The organism is Burkholderia sp. BCC1047 (assembly GCF_902833155.1).
GTDB lineage: Bacteria > Pseudomonadota > Gammaproteobacteria > Burkholderiales > Burkholderiaceae > Burkholderia > Burkholderia sola.
Genome location: NZ_CADFEH010000016.1, coordinates 21,278 through 43,623, shown reverse-complemented (window position 1 = coordinate 43,623; position 22,346 = coordinate 21,278). Strand labels below are relative to the sequence as shown.

The window sequence follows — 22,346 nt, the reverse complement described above, 5'->3', positions numbered from 1 at the left end:
CGCGCGCGCCGTCGTTCATTCCGTCCGATCTCCATCATGTCCGCCACCTTCGAACGCAAGCTGATCACCCGTGATGCCCTCGTCGCGCTGCGCGCGTCGCTGCCGTCGCCCGTCGTGTTCACCAACGGCGTGTTCGACATCCTGCATCGCGGCCACGTCACGTATCTCGCCGATGCGAAAGCGCTCGGCGCGTGCCTGATCGTCGGCGTGAACAGCGATGCGTCGGTGCGCATGCTCGGCAAGGGCGACGACCGGCCGATCAACCGCGAAGAGGATCGCGCGGCATTGCTGGCGGCGCTGGAAAGCGTCGACTGGGTCGTGACGTTCGCGGAAAAGACACCCGTGTCGCTGATCGAGGCCGTCCGTCCGGACATCCTCGTGAAGGGTGGCGATTACGACATGGATGCGCTGCCGGAATCCGCGCTCGTGCGCGGCTGGGGCGGCCGCGCGCTCGCGATTCCGTTCGAGCACGACCGCTCCACCACTGCGTTGTTGAAGAAGGTGCGCGCGCAACAGTCCTGAGCGGGGCGCGGCGCCGTCACGGGGCCGATGCCGCGAGCGGTGCGGTCGTGACGGCCGGCGCCGCGATCGGGCCGCCGACGACGGGCTGGTCGGTCGCCCGCATGAGCGGGGTCACGCGCAATGCGTCGGGCTGCACCTGCCGCGACAGCACGCCGGGTTCGCGCGGGCCGGCCGCCGGCAGCGGCCCGAACACGCCGCGCGCCACCACGAACGCGAGCATGTTGGCGAGAAAGAGAACAGCGATCAGCCAGCGCAGCATCGTCGAAACTCCTTGTCGTCATCGACGTGGTTCACGTCGTTCAGTCGAGCCGGCCGCATGGCCGGCTTTTTCATGGCTTCCGTCGACCGTGCGTGCGGGCCGCCGGTGCGGCACCGCGCGTATTGCATCGTCGGCGTGACGCGGGCCCGCTTCGGTCTGCGTCGCCACGCGCCGCTGGGATGCCGGCGCCTTTACATCAATCCTGCACCGTCGCCGGGCCGGCCGTGTCCGCTGCGATCAGCGCGAGCCCGGACAGGATCAGCGTGTCATGCCGCGTATGCGGGACCGTCAGCGCACGCGCGACGTCGTCCGCCGCACCGCCGGCCAGCACGAGCCGCACCGGCGCCTGCCACGCGGCGACGAGATCGCGCCACGCGCGTTCGATCAGCCCGGCCTGCGCGTACAGGCAGCCGGCCGACAACGAGCGCGGCGTATCGACCTGGAACGGTTCGGCCTGCGCGCCCGCGAGCAGGCCGCTGGCGATATCGGTGGTCAGCGTCGGCAACTGCGCGGTGTGCGTGCCAAGTGCGCGCATCATCAGCGCCCAGCCCGGCGCAATGAGGCCGCCGGTGAAGCGGCCGTCCGCGCGCAGTGCCTCGAGCGTCGTCGCGGTGCCGAACGTCGCGATCAGCAGATGCTCGCCCGGAAACGCCGCATGCGCGCCGATCAGGCCGGCCCACCGGTCGCTGCCGAGCTGGTCGGGCGTCGTATAGCCGTTCGTCACGCCGCATTGCGCGGGGCGCGAGCGGATCGTCGTGCGCGGCACGCCCGGCCAGCGCGCGTCGAGCAGCGCGTCGAGCCGTGCGGCCACGTCGGCGCCCGCGACGTTCGAGATCCACGCGCCGCGCGGTCGCGGCAGCATCGACCAGTCGGGATCGGCGCCGCCGTCGCGCGTGTGGCCGAACGCACCCGTGTCGACGAGCGTGCGCCGCGCGTCGGTGAGCGCCCACTTGATCCGGCTGTTGCCGGCGTCGATCAGCAGGTGCGGTTCGCTCATTGCGCTTCGCGCAGCGATACGTCGCCGGCTGCGATCGTTTGTACGCCGCTCGGCGTGTCGAGCAGCAGTTGCCCGGTCGCGTCGATGCCCGTCGCGATGCCGCGCGCGCGTTCGACGCCCTGTTCGAGCAGCGCGACTTCGCGGCCCGCGTACGCGTGCAGTGCGTGCCAGCGCGGCAGGAACGGTGCGAGGCCGTCGGTGCCGAACTGCGCGAGCGCGGGCGTGAGTGCGTTCAGCGACGCGGCGAGCGTATCGGTGAGGTTCGCCGACGCGCACGCGATCGACAGCGCGGCGGGCGGTAGCCCGCTCGCGAGCGTGGCTTCGCGCGCGCGCAGCGCGTCGACCTGCGCGGCGACGGCTTCCGCGCCGCGCACGTTGATGCCGAAGCCGATCACGACGGCGGTGGCGTCGGCGGTGGTCCAGACGGTTTCGATCAGGATCCCGGCGAGCTTGCCGACGATGCGCGGCGCGCCGTCGTCGTCGGCCGTCAGCAGCAGGTCGTTCGGCCATTTGAGCGCGACGCGCATGCGGGCGTCGAGCGGCAGCGTGGCCAGCCCTTCGGCGAGCGCGACGCCGATCGCGATGCTGAGGCCGCCTAGCGCGTCGATGGCGCGCGGCACGATGCAGCCGACCGAGCACAGCAGCGCATTGCCGGGCTGCGCGAACCACGGGCGGCCCTGCCGGCCGCGGCCGGCCGTCTGCTCGAACGCGACGCGCACGAGCGGCGCGGGCAACGCGTTCGCGCTGCGCGGCAGCGCCTTGAGCCGGGTCGCGACGTCGGCGTTGGTCGAGCCGGTGGCGGCGACGATGTCGAGCGGCCACGCGCGCGGCGCGGCGTCGAGGTGCGCCTCGAGCCGGTTGCGCGCGATGTGCGCGTCGCCGGATTCGGGCGTGTCGGAGGAGGTGGGGGCGTTCATGGCGCCTATTGTAGCGACAGGGGGCGTGGGCGCGCGCCGGACGGCGCGCGCGAACCTGCAAGGCGGCGGGGCGCCGCCGTGCGGTTTAGTGCTTTTCCATCCGCTCCAGCGCCTTGATGTCGTCTTCGGTCGTCATTTCGCACACGAGCAGCGTCTTGCCCTTGAGCGCCGGGCCCTGCCGAGCCGACACGAGGATCAGTGCGCCGCCCGGGCCGCGGACGGTCAGCCGGCGCGAATAGCCGACGGACGATGCCCCCAGCAGGTGGCCTTTCTCGAGCGTGAGCTGATAGCGCTCGGCGAGCCGGTCGGCGACTTCGCCGTCGACGAGCACGCCGATGCCGGTACTGACGAACACCACGTGCTGCGTCGTGAAGCCGTCGCGGCGGATCGGCTCCGGCAGGCGATAGACCATGGCGCCCAGCATCGACGTGTCCGGTTTCGGATCGGCCGCCTTCGCGGTGTTGTAGATCGAATCCATCAGGTCCGCCGTAAACGGCGGCTTGCAGAGGGCGGCGTCGAAGATGTCGTAGCGGGCGGCGGGCGCGGCGAGCGCGACGAACGGGGCGGCCGTGACCGAAATGACGGCCAGGCCGAGGGCGACGCGAAGTCGCGACAGGCGATCGGACATGATGCAGTTCTCTCAGGTTTTATTGTGAGGCTGCATGTTAAGACATCGCCGCGCGCCGACGGGGGCGCTGAAGCCGGCGACCGGCGCCCTGCAACCGATTCCGTTGCCGGATGACCGACACGCGCCGCGAGGATGACGCATGCGAAGCAGCGCCCGTTCGGCCAGGTCACGCTCGCGCGCGTCCGGCCGAACGGCGGTCACGGCGCGACGACCGGGTGCTTCAGCGCATGCGCGGTCTCGATCCACTGCGCGTGGAACTCGTCCGCATCGGGCCGAAGCCCGAGTTCGCCGTTGCGATAGGCCATCGCGAGCGTCTGCACGGCTTCCGGCAGCTCGTGCTCGGCGGCCCGGCGATACAGCGCGAGCGCGCGCGCGTCGTCTCGCGGCACGCCGCTGCCGTCGCGGTACGCGTTCGCGAGCATGAAGTCGGCGGCCGGGATGTCCGCGCGCGACGCGATGTCGAACCAGTGCGCGGCCTGCACCGGATCGGCGGCGATGCCGTAGCCGCTGCGGTAGATCAGCCCGAGGTAATACGCGGCGGCCGGGTCGCCGTCCGAGGCCGCTGCACCGAGCAGCGCGCGGGCGCGCGCATAGTCTTTCGGGAGATCGCCGCTGCCGAGCAGCAACGCCTTGCCGAGCGCGAGTTGCGCGCGCCGCGCAGCCGGCGCGTCGGCCTTGTCGGCCTTGTCCGCCGCGGCCGTTTCCAGCCAGCCGCGCCCCTCGTCGCGCAGCCCCGGTTCATGCGCATCGACGAGCGCGATGCCGAGCGCTGCCTGCGCGGCGCCCGAGCCGCGGCGCGCGAGCGTGCGCAACTGCGCCAGCGCATGCGGCTCGGTCGCCTGCGTGACCATCGCCTGCCATTCGTCGAGCTGCGCGGCGCTCGGCGCGGCGCCGGCGCCGGCGCCGCGCAGGCCGGTCGCCGCGACGACGGCCGCGACGGTCACGGCCGCCGTCGCAAGCAGCGCGGCCGGCGGGAGTTTCGCGCGCAGCACGCGCCGCGCGGCGGCGGCGAAGCCGGTTTCGGCGGGCCGCATCGTCCGGATCGGTTGCATCGTGTGTCTCATTGCGTGAGGTCGATCTCGTAGGTCGCGAGGTTCTTGCCCGAGCCGTCGTCGGCCGCGACCTGCGTGATGCCGGTCAGGCCGGCCGCCGCCGCGTCGCCGAGGCGGTTCGGCGCGGACGCGAACCGCACGTGCGCGACCGAGCTCGCGAGCTTCGTGAAGCGCCAGCTGCGCTGCGCGCCGTCGGCCGCGCGCGTGATCGCGCCGCGCTTCTTGATGAACGCGATCAGCACGTCGCGGTTCGCGTCGGGCGACGCGAAGATCGTCTTGCTGCCGTCGAGGCCCGGGAAGTTGCCGCCGCCGCTCGCGCGGTAGTTATTGGTCGCGACGATGAACTGCGCGTTCGGGTCGATCGGCGCACCCTTGTACGTCAGGTTCCGGATCCGGCTGCCGACCGGCTGCGTGACGTCGATTTCATACGCGAGATCGGCCGACGTGAACATGTCGAAGTTGTAGCCGGGGAAGGTGCTGACGAGCGGCTGCACGGTGGCCTTGGTCGGGTCGATCGTGTTGAAGCGCTTCGCGGCCGTCTCGAGCCAGTTCTTCACGTCGGCGCCGCTCACCTTCACCGCGTACACGGTGTTCGGATACAGGTACAGGTCGGCCGCGTTGTTGATCGCGAGCGCGCCCGGCGCGACGTCGGTGTAGTCGGTGCCGCCGCCGAAGCCGCTCTTGAACGGCGCGCTGACCGACAGCACCGGCAGCGACGCGTACTGCGGCAGGTTCGCCTGCACGTAGGTCTTCACGTAGTCGGCCTGCGCTTCGTTGACGATCTGGATCGCGCCCGGATCGCCGACGTCCGCGAAGTACGAGTTCATCCGGTAGTCGGTCGAGCCGATCGGCGTCTTCACGTAGTCGATCGTCGCCTGGTGCTCGGCCGCGATCGCGGCGGACACCGACGGGTCGGCCGCGACGTAGCTCTTGTCGGCGTTCTGGATCGGCCGCGCCTCGACGGTCGTTAGCGACTTGTCGACGATCCACGTCTTGCCGTCGAACTTCAGGCCGAGCTTGATCACGCCGAGGTGCTTGCCCCAGTAGTTGGCCATCACGGTCGGCACGCCGTTGACGGTGCCCTTGACCTTGTCGACGCCCGGCAGGTTGAACTGCGCGACGGTGCTGTTCGCGTCCGGGAACACCTGGTGCGAGTGGCCGATCAGCATCGCGTCGATGCCGGACACCTTCGACAGCCACCAGCTGCCGTTTTCCATCGTCGGCGAGTACGCGGAATTGTCGAGGCCGCCGTGCGAGATCGCGACGACGAGATCGGCGCCCTTCGCGCGCATCTCCGGAATGTACTTCTCGGCCGCTTCCTTCAGCCCGGTCGTGTAGACCTTGCCGTCGAGCCAGCGCTTGTCCCAGTTCATGATCGCGGGCGGCGTGAAGCCGATGATGCCGATCTTCACGGGCGCGCTGACCGTCTTGCCGTCCGGCGTCGTGGCCGTCACCGTGCGCGTCAGGATCGTGTACGGCGTGAACAGCGGCGCATTGGTCTTCGCGCTGATCACGTTCGCGAGCACCTGCGGGAAGTCCGGGCCCGCGCACTTCTTCTGCTGGGCGGGCGCGGGCAGGCCGTCGACCTCGAACGTGTTGCCGGTCACCTGCGACAGGTACGGCAGCCCGTAGTTGAACTCGTGGTTGCCGATCCCGCCGCCGTCGAATTTCGCGGCGTTCATCACCTTGTAGATCGCGAGCGTCTGGTCGCAGCCGATCGGCTTCACGAGCGCCTGGTAGTCCGACAGCGCTGTGCCCTGGATCGTGTCGCCGTTGTCGAGCAGCAGCGTGTTCGGGTACTGCTTGCGCGCCTGCGCGATCAGCGTCGACACGCGCTCGAAGCCGAGCGAATTGTCGGCGGCGAGCTTGAAATAGTCGTACGACAGCACGTTGGTGTGCAGGTCGGTCGTCTCGAGCAGCGCGAGCGTGGCCGTCGTGCCGACGGGCGCCTGGGCCTCGGGCTGCGACGGCGGCGTGGCGGTGACGTCGTCGCCGCCGCAGCCGGCGAGGACGAAGGCGAGGCTGGCGAGCGCGGCGGCGGCCGGCACGTGGCGGCGGGAAAGCGGGGGGAGACGCATCGGTTGTCCTGTTCGGTGTTCTGTTTTATGAAACGCGAGGTACGCACGAATGGCGGCGCGGCGCGCCGACGGCCTGAGGTGCGGCGCGTGAGAGTATCGAAAGGAAACGTGACGGAACAATGAAAGGTCGCGACGCCGGCCGCTGGCCGAGGCCCGCGGCGGCTTCGGGCCGGCCCCGGCCGGCATGCCCGGCCCGGCGCCGCGGCCGGGCATGCCGGCCGTAATCCTCACGTCGCGGCGCCGGGCGGTTCGCTACAATGGCCGCTGTCATCCTTTTGCAAACAACCCGCCCTTGGACTTCGAGACTCCTCCCGGCCTGTCGGTCGACGCCGGCGGCCAGGGCCAGACGGTGCGCCTGACCGGCCAGTGGACCGCGCTGTCGCTCGCGCGCAACCGCGGCGCCGTGGCGCGCCGCATCGCGACCCTCGCCAGCGGGCGCGTGAGCGAATGGGATCTGTCCGGCATCGAGCGGCTCGACCACGTCGGCGGCCAGGCGCTGTGGCGCGTGTGGGGCCGCAAGCTGCCGGCCGGCGTCGCGCTGAGCGCCACGCAGCGCACGATCTTCGAGCGCATCGAACGGCTCGACAGCCAGCGCGAGGCGCCCGAGCGCATCGTGCGGTTCGATCCCGTCACGCGGCTCGGCCTGGCGATCTTCGCGTTCGGCGAACACCTGCAGGGCGGCATCGCGATGTTCGGCCGCGTGATCCTCGACGCGCTGTCGGTGCTGCGCCGCCCACGGACGATGCCGTGGAAGGAGACCTCGGCGAACATCTACAGCGCCGGCGCGCAGGCGCTGCCGATCACCGCGCTCGTCGCGTTCCTGATCGGCATCGTGCTCAGCTACCTGTCCGCGCAGCAGTTGCAGATGTTCGGCGCGAACCGCTATATCGTGAACATTCTCGGGCTGTCGGTGATCCGCGAGCTCGGTCCCGTGCTGTCGGCGATCCTCGTCGCGGGCCGCTCGGGCTCGGCGATCACCGCGCAGATCGGCGTGATGCGCGTGACCGAGGAGCTCGACGCGATGCGCGTGATGGGCATCCCGCACGGGCTGCGGCTGATCCTGCCGCGCGTGCTCGCGCTCGGCGTCGCGATGCCGCTGCTCGTGATGTGGACCAACATCATCGCGCTGACGGGCGGCGCGCTCGCCGCGAAGCTGGTGCTCGGCATCGACATCAACTATTTCGTGCGCTCGCTGCCGGGCGTCGTGCCGATCGCGAACCTGTACATCGGCGTCGGCAAGGGCGTCGTGTTCGGCATGCTGATCGCGCTGGTCGCGTGCCATTTCGGCTTCCGGATCAAGGCGAACTCGCAGAGCCTCGGCGAAGGCACGACCACGTCGGTCGTGTCGTCGATCACGGTCGTGATTCTCGCCGACGCGGTGTTCGCGATCCTGTTCCAGAACGTGGGGCTCGGATGAACGCATCGAACGAAACGACCGCGCATGCCGCGGCGATCGGCGCCGGGTCGGTCGGCGCCGGGCCGGACGCGGCCGCCGACGCCGGCAACCTCGTGATCGAGGTGCGCAACCTGACCAAGCGCTACGGGCGCAACGTCGTTCACCAGAAGCTCGACTTCGACGTGCGGCGCGGCGAGATCGTGTCGATCGTCGGCGGGTCGGGCTCCGGCAAGACGACGCTCGTGCGCCAGATCCTCGGCCTCGAGCGGCCGACGTCGGGCACGATCAAGGTGTTCGGCGAGGATACGGCGACGATCGACGACGCGACCGCGCGGATGATGCGCACGCGTTCGGGGATGCTGTTCCAGCAGGGCGCGCTGTTCTCGTCGATGACGGTGTTCGACAACGTCGCGCAGCCGCTGCGCGAGCTCGGCCGCGTGCCGCCGGACCTGCTGCACGACATCGTGATGCTGAAGCTCGAGATGGTCGGGCTGCCGTGCAAGCACGCGTCGAAGATGCCGGCCGCGCTGTCGGGCGGGATGGTGAAGCGGGTCGGCATCGCGCGCGCGATCGCGCTGGAGCCCGAGCTGCTGTTCCTCGACGAGCCGACGGCCGGCCTCGATCCGCAGGCGTCCGACGAATTCGTCGAGTTGATCGCGACGCTGCACCGCACGCTCGGGCTGACCGTCGTGATGGTGACGCACGACCTCGACACGATGGTCGCGCTGTCGACGCGCGTCGCGGTGCTGGCCGACCGCAAGGTGCTGGTCGCCGCGCCCGTCGAGGAGGCCGCGAACGTCGACCATCCGTTCATCCACGAATATTTCCTGGGGCTGCGCGGGCGCCGCGCATTGCAGGCGCTGCCGCCCGAGCGGCGCGCGAAGCTGCCGAAGGCGGCCCTCGAACCGGCGCTGTCGAGCGTCGAGCTGTAGAAGCAAGGAACCCGCGAATGGAAAACAAATCACATGCGTTCTGGGCCGGCCTGTTCACGATCGCGCTGACGCTCGCGATCGCGGGCACCGTGTTCTGGTTCAACGTCGACCGCACCGTGCGCGTGCCGTACGACCTGCTCGCGCGCACCAACGTGACCGGGCTGTTCCCGGACGCGGCCGTGCGCTTTCGCGGCCTCGACGTCGGCAAGGTGCAGTCGATCGGCTTCGATCGCACGCATCCGGGACAGATCCGGATCCGCATTCTCGTCGATCACGACGCGCCGATCACGCAGTCGACCTACGGCAGCCTCGGCTTCCAGGGCGTGACCGGCATCGCGTTCGTGCAGCTCGAGGATACGGGGCGCGATCTGGCGCCGCTGCCGTCGTCCGCGAAGTCGATCGCGCAGATCCCGATGCGGCCGAGCCTGTTCGACCAGATCCAGGAGCGCGGCGACGTGCTGCTGCGGCAACTCGAACTGGCCGCGAAGAGCGCGAACGCGCTGATGTCGCCGGAGATGCGCGAGCAGTTGCGCGCGACCGCCGAAAGCCTGCAGCACGCGGCCGACGGCGCCGCGACGCTGACCAGGCAGCTCGGCCCGGCCGTCACCGCGCTGCCGGAAACGATGCACGAGGTGAACCGCGCGATGGCGTCGGCGAACACGCTGCTGCAGCCGAACGGGCCGCTCGTGTCGAACCTGAACAAGGCCGGCACGGCCGCCGAGCAGGTCGGCGTCGCGCTGAACGGCCTGAACGCGCGCGTGCAGTACGACACGCTGCCGCGCTTCAACGCGCTGGCCGATAGCGTCGGCGATGCGTCGCGGCAATTGAAGGACGTTGCCGGTGAACTCGGTCGCAACCCGCGCAGTCTGTTGTTCGGCTCGCCCGGCGCGGCGCCGGGGCCGGGCGAAGCGGGCTTCGTCTGGCCGGGTGCGACGGCCGGGAAGTGACGCCCATCGAAAACCGGAAACCTCATGCAGGAATACGCCATGCCACGAATTCTTGACCGCGCGCTGCGCCCGGCCGCGGCCGCGCTTGCCGTACTGACGCTCGTACTGGCGGCCGGCTGCGCCGGCAACGACGCGGTGCTGTCCAATATCCGCTACGACCTCGGGCCCGCGTCGTCGGTGACGACCACCGGTTCGGGCCCCGCGCTGAAGGTGCTCGACGTCGCCGCGCCGGACGCGCTCGATTCCGACAAGTTCGCGTACCGCCTCGCGTACGCCGATGCGCAGCACGTGGCCGTCTATCGCGACAGCCGCTGGACCGCGCCGCCCGCGCAACTGCTCACGCAGCGGCTGCGCGGCGCGCTGTCGTCGCGCGGGACGGTGCTCGAAGGCGCCGACGGCGTGCGCGCGCCGACGCTCAAGGTCGACCTGAGCGAATTCGAACAGGTTTTCGACGGACAGTCGCAAAGCCACGGCGCGGTGACCGCGCGCGCGACGCTGATGCAGGACGGCAAGGTGCTCGGCCAGCGCACGTTCGTCGCGCGGGCGCCGTCGAGCACGCCCGACGCGGCCGGCGGCGCGCGTGCGCTCGCGGCGGCCAGCGACGAACTCGTGTCGCAGATCGCCGCGTGGGTCGGCGTGCAGGCGTACGCGGGCACGCCGTGACGGCCGACGTGCAGCCGCGATTGCATCCGCGATGAACGTGCCGGGCACGCATCGCGCGTCGCCGCTCGCGCGGCAGGCGTTTGCCGCTTACGCGGCGCTGATCGTCTATGCGTCGCTGTATCCGTTCGAAGGCTGGCTGTCGCTCGGCATCGGTCCGTTCGATTACCTGTTCGCGCCGATGCAGCGCTACGTGACCACGTTCGACGTGGCCACGAACGTGCTCGGCTATCTGCCGTTCGGCGCGCTCGGCGTGCTCGCGCTGCACCCGCGCTGGCGCGGCGTGGCCGCGACGCTGATCGCGGGCGCGCTCGGCGTGCTGCTGTCGGGCGCGATGGAAGCGCTGCAGACCTACCTGCCGACGCGCGTCGCGTCGAATCTCGACCTTGGCGCCAACGCGCTCGGCGCGCTGCTGGGCGCGGCGCTCGCCGCGCCGGCCACCGGCGCGCTGCTCGACCGCGGCGCGCTGCGCCGGCTGCGCTTCGCGTGGCTGGAGGCCGACGGTTCGACGCCGCTGCTGCTCGCCGCGCTGTGGCCGTTCGCGATCGTGTTTCCGTCGCCGTTCCTGTTCGGCATCGGCGACTGGCCGGCCGCGCTGTGGGAGCGCGCCGACGCGTCGATGCAGGACGCGCTGCTCGCGTGGCTGCCGGCCGCGTGGCGCGTCAGCGAATGGCCCGAGCGGGTCGACGGCTGGCTGTCCGATTCCGCGTGGGAAGCGGTGCTCGGCGGGCTGATGCTGTTCGCCGCGCTGGCGATCGCGTCGCTCGCGATGCGCCCGCGCGCGCCGCGCATCCGGCTGCTGATCGCGCTGGTGGTCGCCACGCTGGTGCTGAAGGCGGCCGCGACGTTCATGCAGTCGGCCACCGGCCTCGTCGTCGTGTGGGCGACGCCCGGCGCGCGGCTCGGCATCGAGCTCGGTTTCGCGGCGGCGCTCGTCGCATTGCGCGTGCCGGCGACGTGGCGCGCGATGCTCGCGGCGCTCGCGCTGCTGGCCGGCGTCGCGCTCGTGAACCTGCTGCCGGTCAACCCGTTCTTCGACTTCACGCTGTCGGGGTGGCGGCAGGGCCGCTACGTGCACTTCAACAGCCTCGCGCGCTGGCTCGCGTGGATCTGGCCCTACGCGGCGCTGATCTGGCTCGGCCAGCGCGTCGAGCACGCGTGGCTGCCGGCCGCGCTGCGCCGCTGACGCGGCAGCCCGGGGCCGCGCGGCGGCGGGCGTGCCGCGGGCAGCCGCGTGCGCCGCTCGCTATAATCGTCCGCATCCTCCGTTGCCGCCTTGCGCAACGGCAATTCATCGCCCTTCTTTGCGCACGGCCTCGCGCCGGGCCGCTCGTCACCATCATGGATTCCTACTACCAGCACCACGTCTTCTTCTGCCTGAACCAGCGCGATCCGGGCGCCGAGCGCCCGAGCTGCGCGCAATGCAATGCGCAGACCATGCAGGAATACGCGAAAAAGCGCGTGAAGGAACTCGGTCTCGCGGGGCCCGGCAAGGTGCGCATCAACAAGGCCGGCTGCCTCGACCGCTGCGAGGAAGGGCCGGTGATGGTCGTGTATCCGGAAGGCACGTGGTACACGTACGTCGACCAGGCCGACATCGACGAGATCGTCGAGTCGCACCTGCGCGACGGCAACGTCGTCGACCGCCTGAAGATCTGAGCGGGCCGGCCGAATGAACGTTCATACGCAGAAATCGCTGATCGCGGGCCCGATCGGCCAGATCGAAATCGCGGTCGACCTGCCCGACGCCGTGCGCGAAGGCGGCGCCGCGCCGCGCGGCGTCGCGCTCGTCGCGCACCCGCATCCGCTGTTCGGCGGCACGATGGACAACAAGGTCGCGCAGACGCTCGCGCGCACGCTCGTGCAACTGAACTACGTCGTCTACCGGTCGAACTTCCGTGGCGTCGGCGCGACCGAAGGCGTGCACGACAACGGCACGGGCGAGGCCGACGATCTTCTCGCGGTGCTCGCGCACATGCGCGCGCTGCCCGCGTATGCGGACCTGCCGCTCGTGCTCGCGGGCTTCTCGTTCGGCACCTTCGTGCTGTCGCACGTCGCGAAGCGCCTGCGCGACGCGGGCGAGACGATCGAGCGGATGGTGTTCGTCGGTACGGCCGCGAGCCGCTGGCAGGTGGCCGACGTGCCCGAGAACACGCTCGTGATCCACGGCGAAACCGACGACACGGTGCCGATCGCGTCGGTGTACGACTGGGCGCGGCCGCAGGAGCTGCCGGTCGTCGTGATCCCCGGCGCCGAGCATTTCCTCCATCGCAAGCTGCACGTGCTGAAGCGCATCATCGTCGACGCGTGGCGCTAGCCGGCAGGCGGGCGCCGGTGTAAGCGCGGGCGGCCCGTACCGCGCACCGGCGCCCGTCCGGACGATGCGCGACCCTTCCCGAAACTTCACGCGACATCGCGCCGCACCGCACGGCGCCCCGCCTGCCGCATCGCGGCGTAACCCGGCTTGCACGCCGCCTGCGCACGCCTTTCGCGCGGCTTCGAGCACGCGTGCCCGCCGCATTCCCGTGCGATGCTCGCGCAACCGGGTTGCGGACGTCCGCCGCCACGTTCGCGAAAACGCCGTTCGCGGCCACGTATAATGGCCGCTTTCGCGTTGCCCGCGGCCCGGCTGGGCCCATGCGGCGCTCGTTTCGCCGCCTGTCCGCCCGCTCGCGACGGCCGCGAACCGAACGCGCCCGCACGAGTCCAACCGGCGCGTTTCGCGTCGCCCGACGGTGTCGGGCGAGCGACCGACACGCCCGCCGCCTTGCCGTTCAACCCTGCGCGTTTCGCACCGCACTTTCTGCCATCAGCCTGAATCGATCATGCGTCTGTCTTCCCAAGGCCTCAAGTCCCTCGCTTCCTCCATCGCCTTCAGCACCGCCGCGCGCAACGTCGCGCTCGGCGTGATGCTGCCCGTCGCGCTCGCATCGACGATCGTCGTCGCCGAGGCGAAGCCGGCCGCCAAGGCCAAGGCCGCGCATGCGGCGCCGGCCGCCGAGCAGTTCACCGGCGCGCCCGCGACCTACATGCCGGGCGTGGTGCCGCCGCCGGGCGTGAACGCGCGCTCGTGGGTGCTCGTCGACGCGACGAGCAACACGGTGCTCGCATCGGGCAATGCGGACGAACGCGTCGAGCCGGCGTCGCTGACGAAGCTGATGACGGCCTACCTCGTGTTCGAGGCGCTCGACAAGAAGAAGATCTCGATGGAGCAGATCGTCACGCCGAGCGAAGCCGTGCGCCGCGTCGGCCGCGACGAGTCGCGCATGTTCATCGAGGCGAACAAGCCGGTGTCCGTGCACGACCTCGTGTACGGGATGATCATCCAGTCGGGCAACGACGCCGCGATCGCGCTGGCCGAACTCGTCGGCGGCAGCGAAGGACAGTTCGTCACGCTGATGAACGACGAGGCGCAGCGCCTCGGCATGAAGGGCACGCATTTCGCCGACGTGAACGGCATGCCCGACCCGAACCACTACACGACGGCCGGCGATCTCGCGAAGCTGTCGGCCCACCTGATCCGCGATTTTCCGCAGTACTACGGCATCTTCTCGGAGAAGGAATTCAAGTACAACAACATCCGCCAGGGCAACCGCAACCGTCTGCTGTGGCTCGACCCGACGGTCGACGGCCTGAAGACGGGGCACACGCAGGCGGCCGGTTACTGCCTGATCGCGTCGGCGAAGCGCGCGATCCCGGGCGTCGACGGCCAGCGCCGCCTCGTGTCGGTGATGATGGGCGAGCAGAAGGAAAGCGACCGTACGCAGGACAGCATGAAGATGCTGAACTACGGCTACAGCGCGTTCGATTCGGTGCGCCTGTTCAAGGGGGGCCAGGCGATGTCGACGCCGCGCGTCTACAAGGGCAAGGACAACACCGTGCAGGTCGGCGTGAAGGGCGACCAGTGGGCGACCGTGCCGCGCGGCCTCGGCGACAAGGTCAAGACCGAGGTCGACGTCAACGCGCCGCTGATCGCGCCGCTCGCGGCAGGCCAGCAGGTCGGCACCGTGAAGATCGTCGCCGACGGCAAGACGCTGTCCGAATTCCCGGTCGTCGCGCTGCAGGCGGTGCCGGAAGCGGGTATCTTCGGACGTATCTGGGACTCGATCCTGCTGATGTTCAGCAAGAAGAAGTAAGCACGACGGGCCTTTGTTTTCACGACTTCATCCCCATCTGTCAAAGCTATGAGCCAAGCCGAATTCGAACCGATCGTCTACCTCAGCGTCTCGGCGCAGGAGGAACTGGTGCCGCTGTCCGAAGCCCGTGTGCCGGTGCTCGACCGCGGATTCATCTTCGGCGATGGCGTGTATGAAGTCGTCCCCGTCTATGCGCACGACGGCGCGCACGTGCCGTTCCGGATCGAACAGCATCTGGACCGGCTCGCGCGCAGCCTGAAGAAGATCGGCATCGACAACCCGCACGATGCGGCCGGCTGGCGCGCGTTGATCGAGCGGGTGGTCGCGGCGAACGCCGAAGGCCTCGCCGACGGCAACGCGCTCGTCTACCTGCAGGTGACGCGCGGCGTCGCGAAGCGCGGCCACGCGTTCCCGGCGAACGCGGTGCCGACGGTGTTCGCGATGACGAGCCCGCTGCGCCTGCCGTCCGAAGCGGAGCGCGCGAAGGGCGTGCGCTGCGTGACGGCCGAGGATCGCCGCTGGCTGCATTGCGACATCAAGTCGATCTCGCTGCTCGGCAACGTGTTGATGGCGCAGCATGCGGCCGAACGCGATGCGTTCGAGACGATCCAGCTGCGCGACGACAACGTGACCGAAGGCTCGTCGTCGAACGTGTGGATCGTGAAGAACGGCGAGCTGTTCGCGCCGCCGCGCAGCAACAAGATCCTCGAAGGGATCCGCTACGCGCTGGTCGAGCAGCTGGCCGAAGAGTGCGGGATCCGGTTCGTCGCGCGGGAGATCAGCGAGGTCGAGCTGCGCTCGGCCGACGAAATCATGCTGACGTCGGCCACCAAGGAAATCCTGCCTGTGACGTCGCTCGACGATCTGCCCGTGCAGGGCGGCAAGCCGGGCCCCGTGTTCGCGGCGCTGTATGACGCGTACCAGCGTGCGAAGGCACGCGAGTTTGAACAGTTTGACCTAACCCGGAGAAAATGATGAGCGAACCGACCAAAACCGTCGAGGTCACCGGCGCGATCGAGACCCGGAAGGAGTCGCTGCTGGAGTTTCCGTGCGATTTCCCGATCAAGATCATGGGCAAGGCGCACCCCGAATTCAAGGACACGATCTTCAAGGTCGTCGCCGTTCACGACAACGAGATCGACGTCGAGAAGATCGAGGAGCGCGCGTCGAGCGGCGGCAATTACACGGGCCTGACGATCACCGTGCGCGCGACGAGCCAGGAACAACTCGACAACATCTATCGCGCGCTGACCGGCCATCCGATGGTCAAGGTCGTTCTTTAAGCGCTCGTTCGTTCCGGCGCCCGGGTCAGCGTAATCGGCCGCTGATCCCTTTCCATCCTCCTTCCAGCGCGCACTCGGCGGGGCATTTGCCCGCCGCGCGCCGCGCGTCCAACTCGTCGCACAGACGCTTGTATTCGGCGACTTCCTCGAACAGCCAGGTGCGGAACGCCTGCACGCGCGGCGTGTTCAAGAGCGGCGGCGGACACACGAAAAAATAGTGCCACGGGCTCGGCCCGTCGATGTCGAACAGGCGCACGATGCGCCCGTCGAGCAGGTCGTGCACCGCGAGCGAGCGACGCACCAGCGCGATGCCCTGGCCCTCGATCGCGGCCAGCAGCAGGTTCGACGAATCCTGGTACAGAATCCCCCGTTTCGGCTCGGTCAGCGTATCGAGCCCGGCCGCGTCGAACCACGGCCGCCACAGCTCGTCGTCCGAGCGCAGCAGCGGGTAGTGCGCGAGATCGGCGGGCGTCTGCGGCAGCTTGCCGCCGTTCAGCGTCGGCGCGCACGCCGGAAAGAATACCTCCTCGAACAGCGGCTCCACGTGCAGCCCCGGATAGCTGCCGAAGCCGAAGCGGATCGCGAGATCGACGTCGTCGCGCGCGAAATCGGTGAGCGAGTTGGTCGACTGCAGCTCCACGTCGATTTCCGGATGCCGCTCGATGAACGTGCCGATGCGCGGCGTGATGAAGCGCGCGGCGAATGACGAAAGCATCGACACCACCAGCCGCCGGTCGCGGTCGCTCGCGCGCACGTCGCGCGTCGCGTCGGCGATCACCATCAGCGCGGTGCGGATCTGCTGCGCGTAGCGCATGCCGGCGTCGGTCAGGCACAGCCGCTTGCCGTTGCGCGTGAACAGCTGCACGCCGAGCTCCTCCTCGAGCGCGCGCACCTGGTGGCTGACCGCGCCGTGCGTGACGAACAGCTCGTCGGCGGCGCGCGAGAAGTTCTCGTGGCGGGCGGCGGCTTCGAACGCGCGAATCGCGTTCAGCGCCGGCAGCTGGCGGAGGTCCATTTGCTAATTTTCCTCACATCGACGTGAAAATTGGTCGTTTGGTCGGACACCTTCAAGTGACTAGGATTGTAGTCATCGAAGCACTTATTGGCGGAGTCGATCATGCAAGAAATCTCTTCAAGCATCACCTTCGAAATTCCCCCGGGCGAGACCGTACCGATGAAGGTGCAACGCAGCACGCGGCTGATCGTCCAGTGCGGGCCGGTCTGGGCGACGCGCAGCAACGACGTCGACGACTACTTCCTGGCCGACGGCGAGACGCTGAAGCTGCGCCGCGGCGAGCGGCTGTGGCTCAGCGCGGAAGGCCGCGAGGGCGCATGCGTCGCGTTCTCGGTGTCGCGCCCGCCGCGGGAAGTCGCGCTCGGTGGGCTGTCGCGGCTGCGCGAACGCGTCAACGCGCTGCTGCACGACGGCTGGCGTACCGTCTGACCATCGTTTCATCCGACGGATACCGGCGATCCGTCCCCGTCCCCAGGCCGGCGAGACCCACGGGTTTTCGGTAAACTACCGCCCATGTCCGTTTCGCCGGTTTCCATCGTGTCCACGCCTGTCGCCGTTTCCGCATCGCCCGCCGGAGTCCCGGATCAGCCGGCCCAGCCGGTCATCGTGCGGTGGCGGGGCCGCGAGGCGTACGACGCGAGTTTCGACGCGATGCGCGCGTTCACCGACACGCGCACGGCCGACACCGGCGACGAGCTCTGGGTGGTCGAGCATCCGCCCGTCTATACGCTCGGCCAGGCCGGCGACCCGGCGCACCTGCTGGTGGCCGACAGCGGCGTGCCGCTCGTGAAGGTCGACCGCGGCGGGCAAATTACCTACCACGGCCCCGGCCAGATCGTCGTCTACCTGCTGCTGGACCTGCGCCGGCGCAAGCTGATGGTGCGCACGCTCGTGACGAAGATCGAGGAGGCCGTGATCGAAACCCTCGCGGCGTATAATCTCGCTTCGGTCCGCAAGGCGGGCGCGCCCGGGATCTACGTGGCATCCGGCGTGCACGAGGGCGCGAAAATCGCGGCCCTCGGCCTGAAGATCCGCAACGGCTGCAGCTATCACGGGCTGAGCCTGAACGTGAAGATGGATCTGCGCCCGTTTCTCGCGATCAACCCGTGCGGCTATGCCGGACTGGAAACCGTCGACATGGCGAGCCTCGAGGTGGCCGCCGACTGGAACGACGTCGCCCACACGCTGGTGAGCCGTCTGATCGCCAACCTCGACGGCGCATCCGCGGCCGCCGACAAGCCGCACGCACTGGAACAATCGAATGACTGACGTTACCGCTTCTCCCGCACCGGCCGATACGGCCGCGACTCCTGCCTACGATCCGACCGCCAAGCAGAAGGCGCAGGCGAAGACGGCGCGCATCCCGATCAAGGTCATTCCGATCGAAAAGCTGAAGAAGCCCGAGTGGATCCGCGTGAAGGCGGCCACCGGCAGCTCGCGCTTCAACGAGATCAAGACGATCCTGCGCGAGCACAACCTGCACACCGTGTGCGAGGAAGCGAGCTGCCCGAACATCGGCGAATGCTTCGGCAAGGGCACCGCGACGTTCATGATCATGGGCGACAAGTGCACGCGCCGCTGCCCGTTCTGCGACGTCGGCCACGGCCGTCCCGATCCGCTCGACGCCGATGAACCGAAGAACCTCGCGCGCACGATCGCCGCGCTCAAGCTCAAGTACGTGGTGATCACGAGCGTCGATCGCGACGACCTGCGCGACGGCGGCGCCGCTCACTTCGTCGAGTGCATTCGCGAAACGCGTGCGCAGTCGCCGGACACGCGCATCGAGATCCTGACGCCGGACTTCCGCGGCCGTCTCGACCGCGCGATCTCGATCCTGAACGCCGCGCCGCCCGACGTGATGAACCACAACCTCGAAACGGTGCCGCGCCTGTACAAGGAAGCGCGTCCGGGTTCGGACTACGCGCACTCGCTGAAGCTCTTGAAGGACTTCAAGGCGCTGCATCCGGACGTCGCGACGAAATCGGGCCTGATGGTCGGCCTCGGCGAGACCGAAGAGGAAATCCTCCAGGTGATGCGCGACCTGCGCGCGCACGACGTCGACATGCTGACGATCGGCCAGTACCTGCAGCCGTCCGAGCACCACCTGCCGGTGCGTGCGTATGTGCATCCGGATACGTTCAAGATGTATGAAGAAGAGGCGTACAAGATGGGCTTCACGCACGCGGCCGTCGGCGCGATGGTGCGCTCGAGCTATCACGCCGATCTGCAGGCGCACGGGGCCGGGGTGGTCTGAGCACCGCATTCGCCTCCTTCGGCAGAAGTCCCGCAGTCCCGAAAGCCCGCAGCGATGCGGGCTTTTTCGTTGGCGGTGCGGAACATGACCAAACGGCCGAATTGAGGCCCGGCCCGTTGTGGCCGATGATGATTGCGATGTCGCGCCAAGGTCCGGGCGACATGTCGAGCGCTACCGATGGTATTCGGGTTGCACGCACGCCGTGTCGCCGATCATTTTTGGCATTTAAGTGTCTGGTGAGATCCTTTAAGACCGTTTGCGGTTCTGTTCGGATCCTTTAAATTGCATCGAGCCTCCGTTCGTCATATCTCGACCTATAATGGGTCATATGGGAACTATTAAAGCCAATAAGGGTCCGGTTGAGAGCCGTCAGAATGAGCGACCTCTTCCTGTCACCGTACAGCGGACACTCAAGAAACTGGGCAGCGACATCAATCGCGGTCGGCGTCGGCGCGGCTTGACGCAGCAGGCGCTGGCCGAGCGCGTCGGCGCGGGACTCAGCACGATCAAGCGACTGGAGGCCGGCGATCCGCGTATGCAACTGCATGTGCTGGCGCGCGTGCTTCAGGTATTCGGCGAGCTCGACCGGCTGGGCGATCTGCTCGATAGCGCGCAGGACGATGTCGGGCTTGCGTTGATGGATGACCAATTGCCGCAGCGGGTTCGCATGCGCAAGAAAACCACCCATGCATTCTGAGCGGCGAATGAACGGCAAAGCAATCAAACCGGATGTCAGCGACACACTGGAGCTACGTATCGGCACGGCCGGGCTGCCGGTCGGCCAGGTACTGTACGTGAGTCGAGGGCGGCGCGAGCTGTCCCAGTTCGTCTATGACGAGGCCTGGCTGTCGCATCCCGACCGTTTCGAGATTTCACCCGATCTGCCGCTCCAATCCGGTTATCAGACTCGTCGAGCGCCGCATGCCGCGGATTCGGCGTTTCACTTCGCACTCGCCGATACGGAGCCCGATGCTTGGGGGCGGCGCGTCATCGATCGCGCGCATGCGAAGCTGCGCCGGACCCAGCCCGATCTGAGGCCGCTCAATGAGCTGGACTATCTGTGCGCGGTGGACGATTTCAGTCGGGTCGGTGCGTTGCGGCTTTGCCGCGCGGGTCGGTATCTGCGGACCGCGGAGGACGGCTGCCGAACCACGCCGCCGTTCATCGAACTCGGGCGGATCGCCGAAGCCACTCATGCGCTCGATGCGGGAACCGACACGGCCGACGATTTGCGCTACCTGCAAGGCAAGGGCACCTCGCTGGGCGGTATGCGCCCGAAATGCACGGTGCTGGACGAGAACGGCAGATTGGCGATCGGCAAGTTCCCGAGTGTCGGAGACACCATCAGCGTGACGCGGGCCGAAGTGCTGGCTTTGCGTCTCGCACGCGCGGCCCGGATCGATACGGCGGCCGCGCGCTGCGTGAAGGTGGGCGGCACGCCGGTCGCGCTCATCGAGCGGTTTGATCGGACCGATGACGGTCGTCGTATTCCGTATCTGTCTGCCGCCTCGATGCTGGAGGCCGCTCGCCATGAAGAACACGCGTATACCGAGATCGTGGACATCATGCGGCAGCGCGGCGCGCACCCGCTCGACGATGTGCGCCAGCTTTGGCGGCGTCTGGTGTTCAACCTGCTCATCACGAACACCGACGACCATCTGCAGAATCTCGGCTTTCTGTACGACGGCGACGGGCGCTGGCGGCTCGCGCCTGCATTCGACCTGAATCCGATACCCGGCAAGCTGCGCGAGTCGAAAACGTGGCTTACCGAAGAGGTCGGCCCTATCGATTCGATCGACATGCTGCTCGATGCGTGTGGCTACTTTTCGTTGACGCGTGAGCAGGCACTTGCCGCGACGGGCGAAGTGTTCGATGGGGTTCAGGGGTGGCGACGCGTCGGCCAGTCGGCCGACGTCGGCATGACGCCCCGCGAGCTCGACGATCTCGAGGATGCATTCGAGCATGCTCAGACCGAGCGGGTTCGCGCGCTTCTCGGCAGGCCAGCGCGTCGCATCGCACACGGAGGTTAAGGGCGGCTTGCGCCGTGTGCGTTCGATGAAACGCGCGACCCGCGCCTTTGCACGACAAACGTCACCCGACCGGACGCGCATTCCGGTCGAGCATGAAAAGCAAAGCTGAAACGGCATCGATAGCTTCGCAGGATAAGTTCGCTCCCGCCGTGCGCAAAGCTCGTAAAGTCGGCTCTCCCGCAGCAATGCCCGCATTCCGAAGGAGAGCCGCATGTCCCGTTTCAGCTTCATCCGCCGCGCCGTCGTCGCACTGACCGCCTTTGCCGCGCTCGGCGCGGCGCACGCCGAATCGCGCGAAGTCGTGATCGCGTACCAGGACATGGTCGTGCCGTGGCGCTACGCGCAGGCGAGCGGTGAAGTCGAAAAGGCGACCGGCTACAAGGTGACGTTCCGCAAGCTCGACAGCGGCGCCGACGTGATCCGCGCGCTCGCGTCGGGCTCCGTGCAGCTCGGCGAAGCCGGGTCGAGCCCGATCGCGGCCGGCCTGTCGCAGGGGCTCGACATCTCGCTGTTCTGGGTGCTCGACAACATCAACGACGCCGAGGCGCTCGTCGCGCGCAACGGCTCGGGCGTGACCAGCGTCGCCGCGCTGAAGGGCAAGAAGATCGGCGTGCCGTTCGTGTCGACGTCGCACTTCCATACGCTCGTCGCGCTGCAGGCCGCGGGCGTCAATCCGAACGACGTGAAGATCGTCAACCTACGTCCGCCCGAAGTCGCGGCCGCGTGGACGCGCGGCGACATCGACGCGACCTACATCTGGGACCCGGTGCTCGCGAAGGTCAAGCAGTCGGGCACCGTGCTGACGACGTCCGGCCAGGTTGCGAAGGAAAGCGGCAAGTCGACCTTCGACGGCTTCGTCGTGAGCCGCAAGTTCGCGCGCGAGAACCCCGAGTTCGTCACGCGCTTCGTGAAGGTGCTCGCGGCGGCAGACGCCGACTACCGCGCGCATGCGGCGGCGTGGAAGGTCGGCTCGCCGCAGGTCGCGGCGGTCGCGAAGGTGTCCGGCGCGAACGCGCAGGACGTGCCGGCCAGCCTCGCGCTCTACGCATTCCCGACGGCGGCCGAACAGGCATCGCCGACGTGGCTCGGCGGCGGCGCGCAATCGGGTGCCGCGAAGTCGCTCGCGGCCACGGCTGCATTCCTCAAATCGCAAGGCACGATCCAGACGGTGCTCGCCGACTATTCGGCCGGCGTCGATCCGCAGTTCGTGCAGAAGGCCGCGCGCTGAGCGCGGCCACTT

The 22,346-nt window shown here is 68.8% G+C and carries 24 protein-coding genes; 17 read left to right on the top strand and 7 right to left on the bottom strand.

The features are described from left to right. Positions 1 to 36: 36 nt before the first annotated feature. Positions 37 to 522, top strand: coding sequence for a D-glycero-beta-D-manno-heptose 1-phosphate adenylyltransferase (rfaE2, locus tag HWX55_RS17880; RefSeq protein ID WP_069620197.1), 486 nt, complete (start codon positions 37 to 39; stop codon positions 520 to 522). Positions 523 to 538: 16 nt separating this feature from the next. On the opposite strand, the gene HWX55_RS17875 is transcribed toward rfaE2, so the two are convergent. The 6 genes from HWX55_RS17875 to HWX55_RS17850 all read right to left on the bottom strand — a co-directional run bounded on the left by HWX55_RS17875 (position 539) and on the right by HWX55_RS17850 (position 6,453). Next, positions 539 to 781, bottom strand: coding sequence for a hypothetical protein (locus HWX55_RS17875; RefSeq protein ID WP_175976676.1), 243 nt, complete (start codon positions 779 to 781; stop codon positions 539 to 541). Positions 782 to 977: 196 nt separating this feature from the next. Further along, on the bottom strand, positions 978 to 1,778 hold the full coding sequence (locus tag HWX55_RS17870; RefSeq protein WP_175976675.1) for a type III pantothenate kinase: 801 nt from the start codon (positions 1,776 to 1,778) through the stop codon (positions 978 to 980). Then, positions 1,775 to 2,695 (bottom strand): biotin--[acetyl-CoA-carboxylase] ligase, encoded by a 921-nt coding sequence (locus HWX55_RS17865; RefSeq protein ID WP_175976674.1) that lies wholly within the window; start codon positions 2,693 to 2,695, stop codon positions 1,775 to 1,777. Before HWX55_RS17865 ends, HWX55_RS17870 begins: the two co-directional genes overlap by 4 nt. A gap of 85 nt (positions 2,696 to 2,780) precedes the next feature. Continuing rightward, complete coding sequence (locus HWX55_RS17860) at positions 2,781 to 3,323, bottom strand: hypothetical protein (protein ID WP_175976673.1); 543 nt, start codon at positions 3,321 to 3,323, stop codon at positions 2,781 to 2,783. A gap of 197 nt (positions 3,324 to 3,520) precedes the next feature. After that, complete coding sequence (locus HWX55_RS17855) at positions 3,521 to 4,375, bottom strand: tetratricopeptide repeat protein (RefSeq protein WP_175976672.1); 855 nt, start codon at positions 4,373 to 4,375, stop codon at positions 3,521 to 3,523. 8 nt (positions 4,376 to 4,383) lie between these two features. Beyond that, positions 4,384 to 6,453, bottom strand: a complete 2,070-nt coding sequence (locus HWX55_RS17850) for a bifunctional 2',3'-cyclic-nucleotide 2'-phosphodiesterase/3'-nucleotidase (protein WP_175976671.1) — start codon at positions 6,451 to 6,453, stop codon at positions 4,384 to 4,386. Between the two features lie 292 nt (positions 6,454 to 6,745). On the opposite strand from HWX55_RS17850, the gene HWX55_RS17845 reads away from it, so the two are divergent. The 10 genes from HWX55_RS17845 to HWX55_RS17800 all read left to right on the top strand — a co-directional run bounded on the left by HWX55_RS17845 (position 6,746) and on the right by HWX55_RS17800 (position 15,807). Further along, entirely contained in the window at positions 6,746 to 7,870 is a 1,125-nt protein-coding gene (locus HWX55_RS17845; RefSeq protein WP_050018161.1) for an ABC transporter permease, read from the top strand. After that, entirely contained in the window at positions 7,867 to 8,781 is a 915-nt protein-coding gene (locus HWX55_RS17840) for an ABC transporter ATP-binding protein (protein WP_175976670.1), read from the top strand. Before HWX55_RS17845 ends, HWX55_RS17840 begins: the two co-directional genes overlap by 4 nt. A 17-nt stretch (positions 8,782 to 8,798) precedes the next feature. Further along, complete coding sequence (locus HWX55_RS17835) at positions 8,799 to 9,728, top strand: MlaD family protein (protein ID WP_175976669.1); 930 nt, start codon at positions 8,799 to 8,801, stop codon at positions 9,726 to 9,728. Between the two features lie 39 nt (positions 9,729 to 9,767). Continuing rightward, positions 9,768 to 10,391 carry an ABC-type transport auxiliary lipoprotein family protein gene (locus HWX55_RS17830; RefSeq protein ID WP_175976668.1) on the top strand — a complete coding sequence of 208 codons (624 nt, stop codon included), beginning with the start codon at positions 9,768 to 9,770 and terminating at the stop codon, positions 10,389 to 10,391. A 31-nt stretch (positions 10,392 to 10,422) separates the two neighbouring features. After that, on the top strand, positions 10,423 to 11,574 hold the full coding sequence (locus HWX55_RS17825; RefSeq protein WP_175976667.1) for a VanZ family protein: 1,152 nt from the start codon (positions 10,423 to 10,425) through the stop codon (positions 11,572 to 11,574). 155 nt (positions 11,575 to 11,729) lie between these two features. Further along, positions 11,730 to 12,047, top strand: a complete 318-nt coding sequence (locus HWX55_RS17820) for a ferredoxin (RefSeq protein WP_050018157.1) — start codon at positions 11,730 to 11,732, stop codon at positions 12,045 to 12,047. Positions 12,048 to 12,060: 13 nt separating this feature from the next. Then, positions 12,061 to 12,705 carry an alpha/beta hydrolase gene (locus HWX55_RS17815; RefSeq protein ID WP_175976666.1) on the top strand — a complete coding sequence of 215 codons (645 nt, stop codon included), beginning with the start codon at positions 12,061 to 12,063 and terminating at the stop codon, positions 12,703 to 12,705. Between the two features lie 508 nt (positions 12,706 to 13,213). Beyond that, positions 13,214 to 14,524 carry a D-alanyl-D-alanine carboxypeptidase family protein gene (locus HWX55_RS17810; protein WP_175976665.1) on the top strand — a complete coding sequence of 437 codons (1,311 nt, stop codon included), beginning with the start codon at positions 13,214 to 13,216 and terminating at the stop codon, positions 14,522 to 14,524. 48 nt (positions 14,525 to 14,572) lie between these two features. Beyond that, entirely contained in the window at positions 14,573 to 15,499 is a 927-nt protein-coding gene (locus tag HWX55_RS17805) for a D-amino acid aminotransferase (RefSeq protein WP_050018154.1), read from the top strand. Then, positions 15,499 to 15,807 carry a YbeD family protein gene (locus HWX55_RS17800; protein WP_011546305.1) on the top strand — a complete coding sequence of 103 codons (309 nt, stop codon included), beginning with the start codon at positions 15,499 to 15,501 and terminating at the stop codon, positions 15,805 to 15,807. The genes HWX55_RS17805 and HWX55_RS17800 overlap by 1 nt, the downstream gene beginning before the upstream one ends. Before the next feature lie 25 nt (positions 15,808 to 15,832). Here HWX55_RS17800 and HWX55_RS17795 read toward each other — a convergent pair whose 3' ends face one another. After that, complete coding sequence (locus tag HWX55_RS17795) at positions 15,833 to 16,822, bottom strand: transcriptional regulator GcvA (RefSeq protein WP_089499200.1); 990 nt, start codon at positions 16,820 to 16,822, stop codon at positions 15,833 to 15,835. 102 nt (positions 16,823 to 16,924) lie between these two features. On the opposite strand from HWX55_RS17795, the gene HWX55_RS17790 reads away from it, so the two are divergent. The 6 genes from HWX55_RS17790 to tauA all read left to right on the top strand — a co-directional run bounded on the left by HWX55_RS17790 (position 16,925) and on the right by tauA (position 22,334). Continuing rightward, on the top strand, positions 16,925 to 17,251 hold the full coding sequence (locus tag HWX55_RS17790; RefSeq protein WP_050018167.1) for a DUF2917 domain-containing protein: 327 nt from the start codon (positions 16,925 to 16,927) through the stop codon (positions 17,249 to 17,251). Positions 17,252 to 17,335: 84 nt separating this feature from the next. Next, positions 17,336 to 18,091: a lipoyl(octanoyl) transferase LipB gene (gene lipB, locus HWX55_RS17785; protein ID WP_175976664.1), complete on the top strand. Its 756-nt coding sequence runs from the start codon at positions 17,336 to 17,338 to the stop codon at positions 18,089 to 18,091. After that, positions 18,084 to 19,076 (top strand): lipoyl synthase, encoded by a 993-nt coding sequence (gene lipA, locus HWX55_RS17780; RefSeq protein WP_006477693.1) that lies wholly within the window; start codon positions 18,084 to 18,086, stop codon positions 19,074 to 19,076. The genes lipB and lipA overlap by 8 nt, the downstream gene beginning before the upstream one ends. 319 nt (positions 19,077 to 19,395) lie before the next feature. Next, on the top strand, positions 19,396 to 19,773 hold the full coding sequence (locus HWX55_RS17775) for a helix-turn-helix transcriptional regulator (RefSeq protein WP_347879630.1): 378 nt from the start codon (positions 19,396 to 19,398) through the stop codon (positions 19,771 to 19,773). 7 nt (positions 19,774 to 19,780) lie between these two features. Continuing rightward, a complete protein-coding gene (locus tag HWX55_RS17770; protein ID WP_175976663.1) occupies positions 19,781 to 21,106 on the top strand; it encodes a type II toxin-antitoxin system HipA family toxin in 1,326 nt (441 codons plus the stop codon). A 211-nt stretch (positions 21,107 to 21,317) separates the two neighbouring features. Beyond that, complete coding sequence (tauA, locus tag HWX55_RS17765; RefSeq protein WP_175976662.1) at positions 21,318 to 22,334, top strand: taurine ABC transporter substrate-binding protein; 1,017 nt, start codon at positions 21,318 to 21,320, stop codon at positions 22,332 to 22,334. Positions 22,335 to 22,346 lie beyond the last annotated feature (12 nt).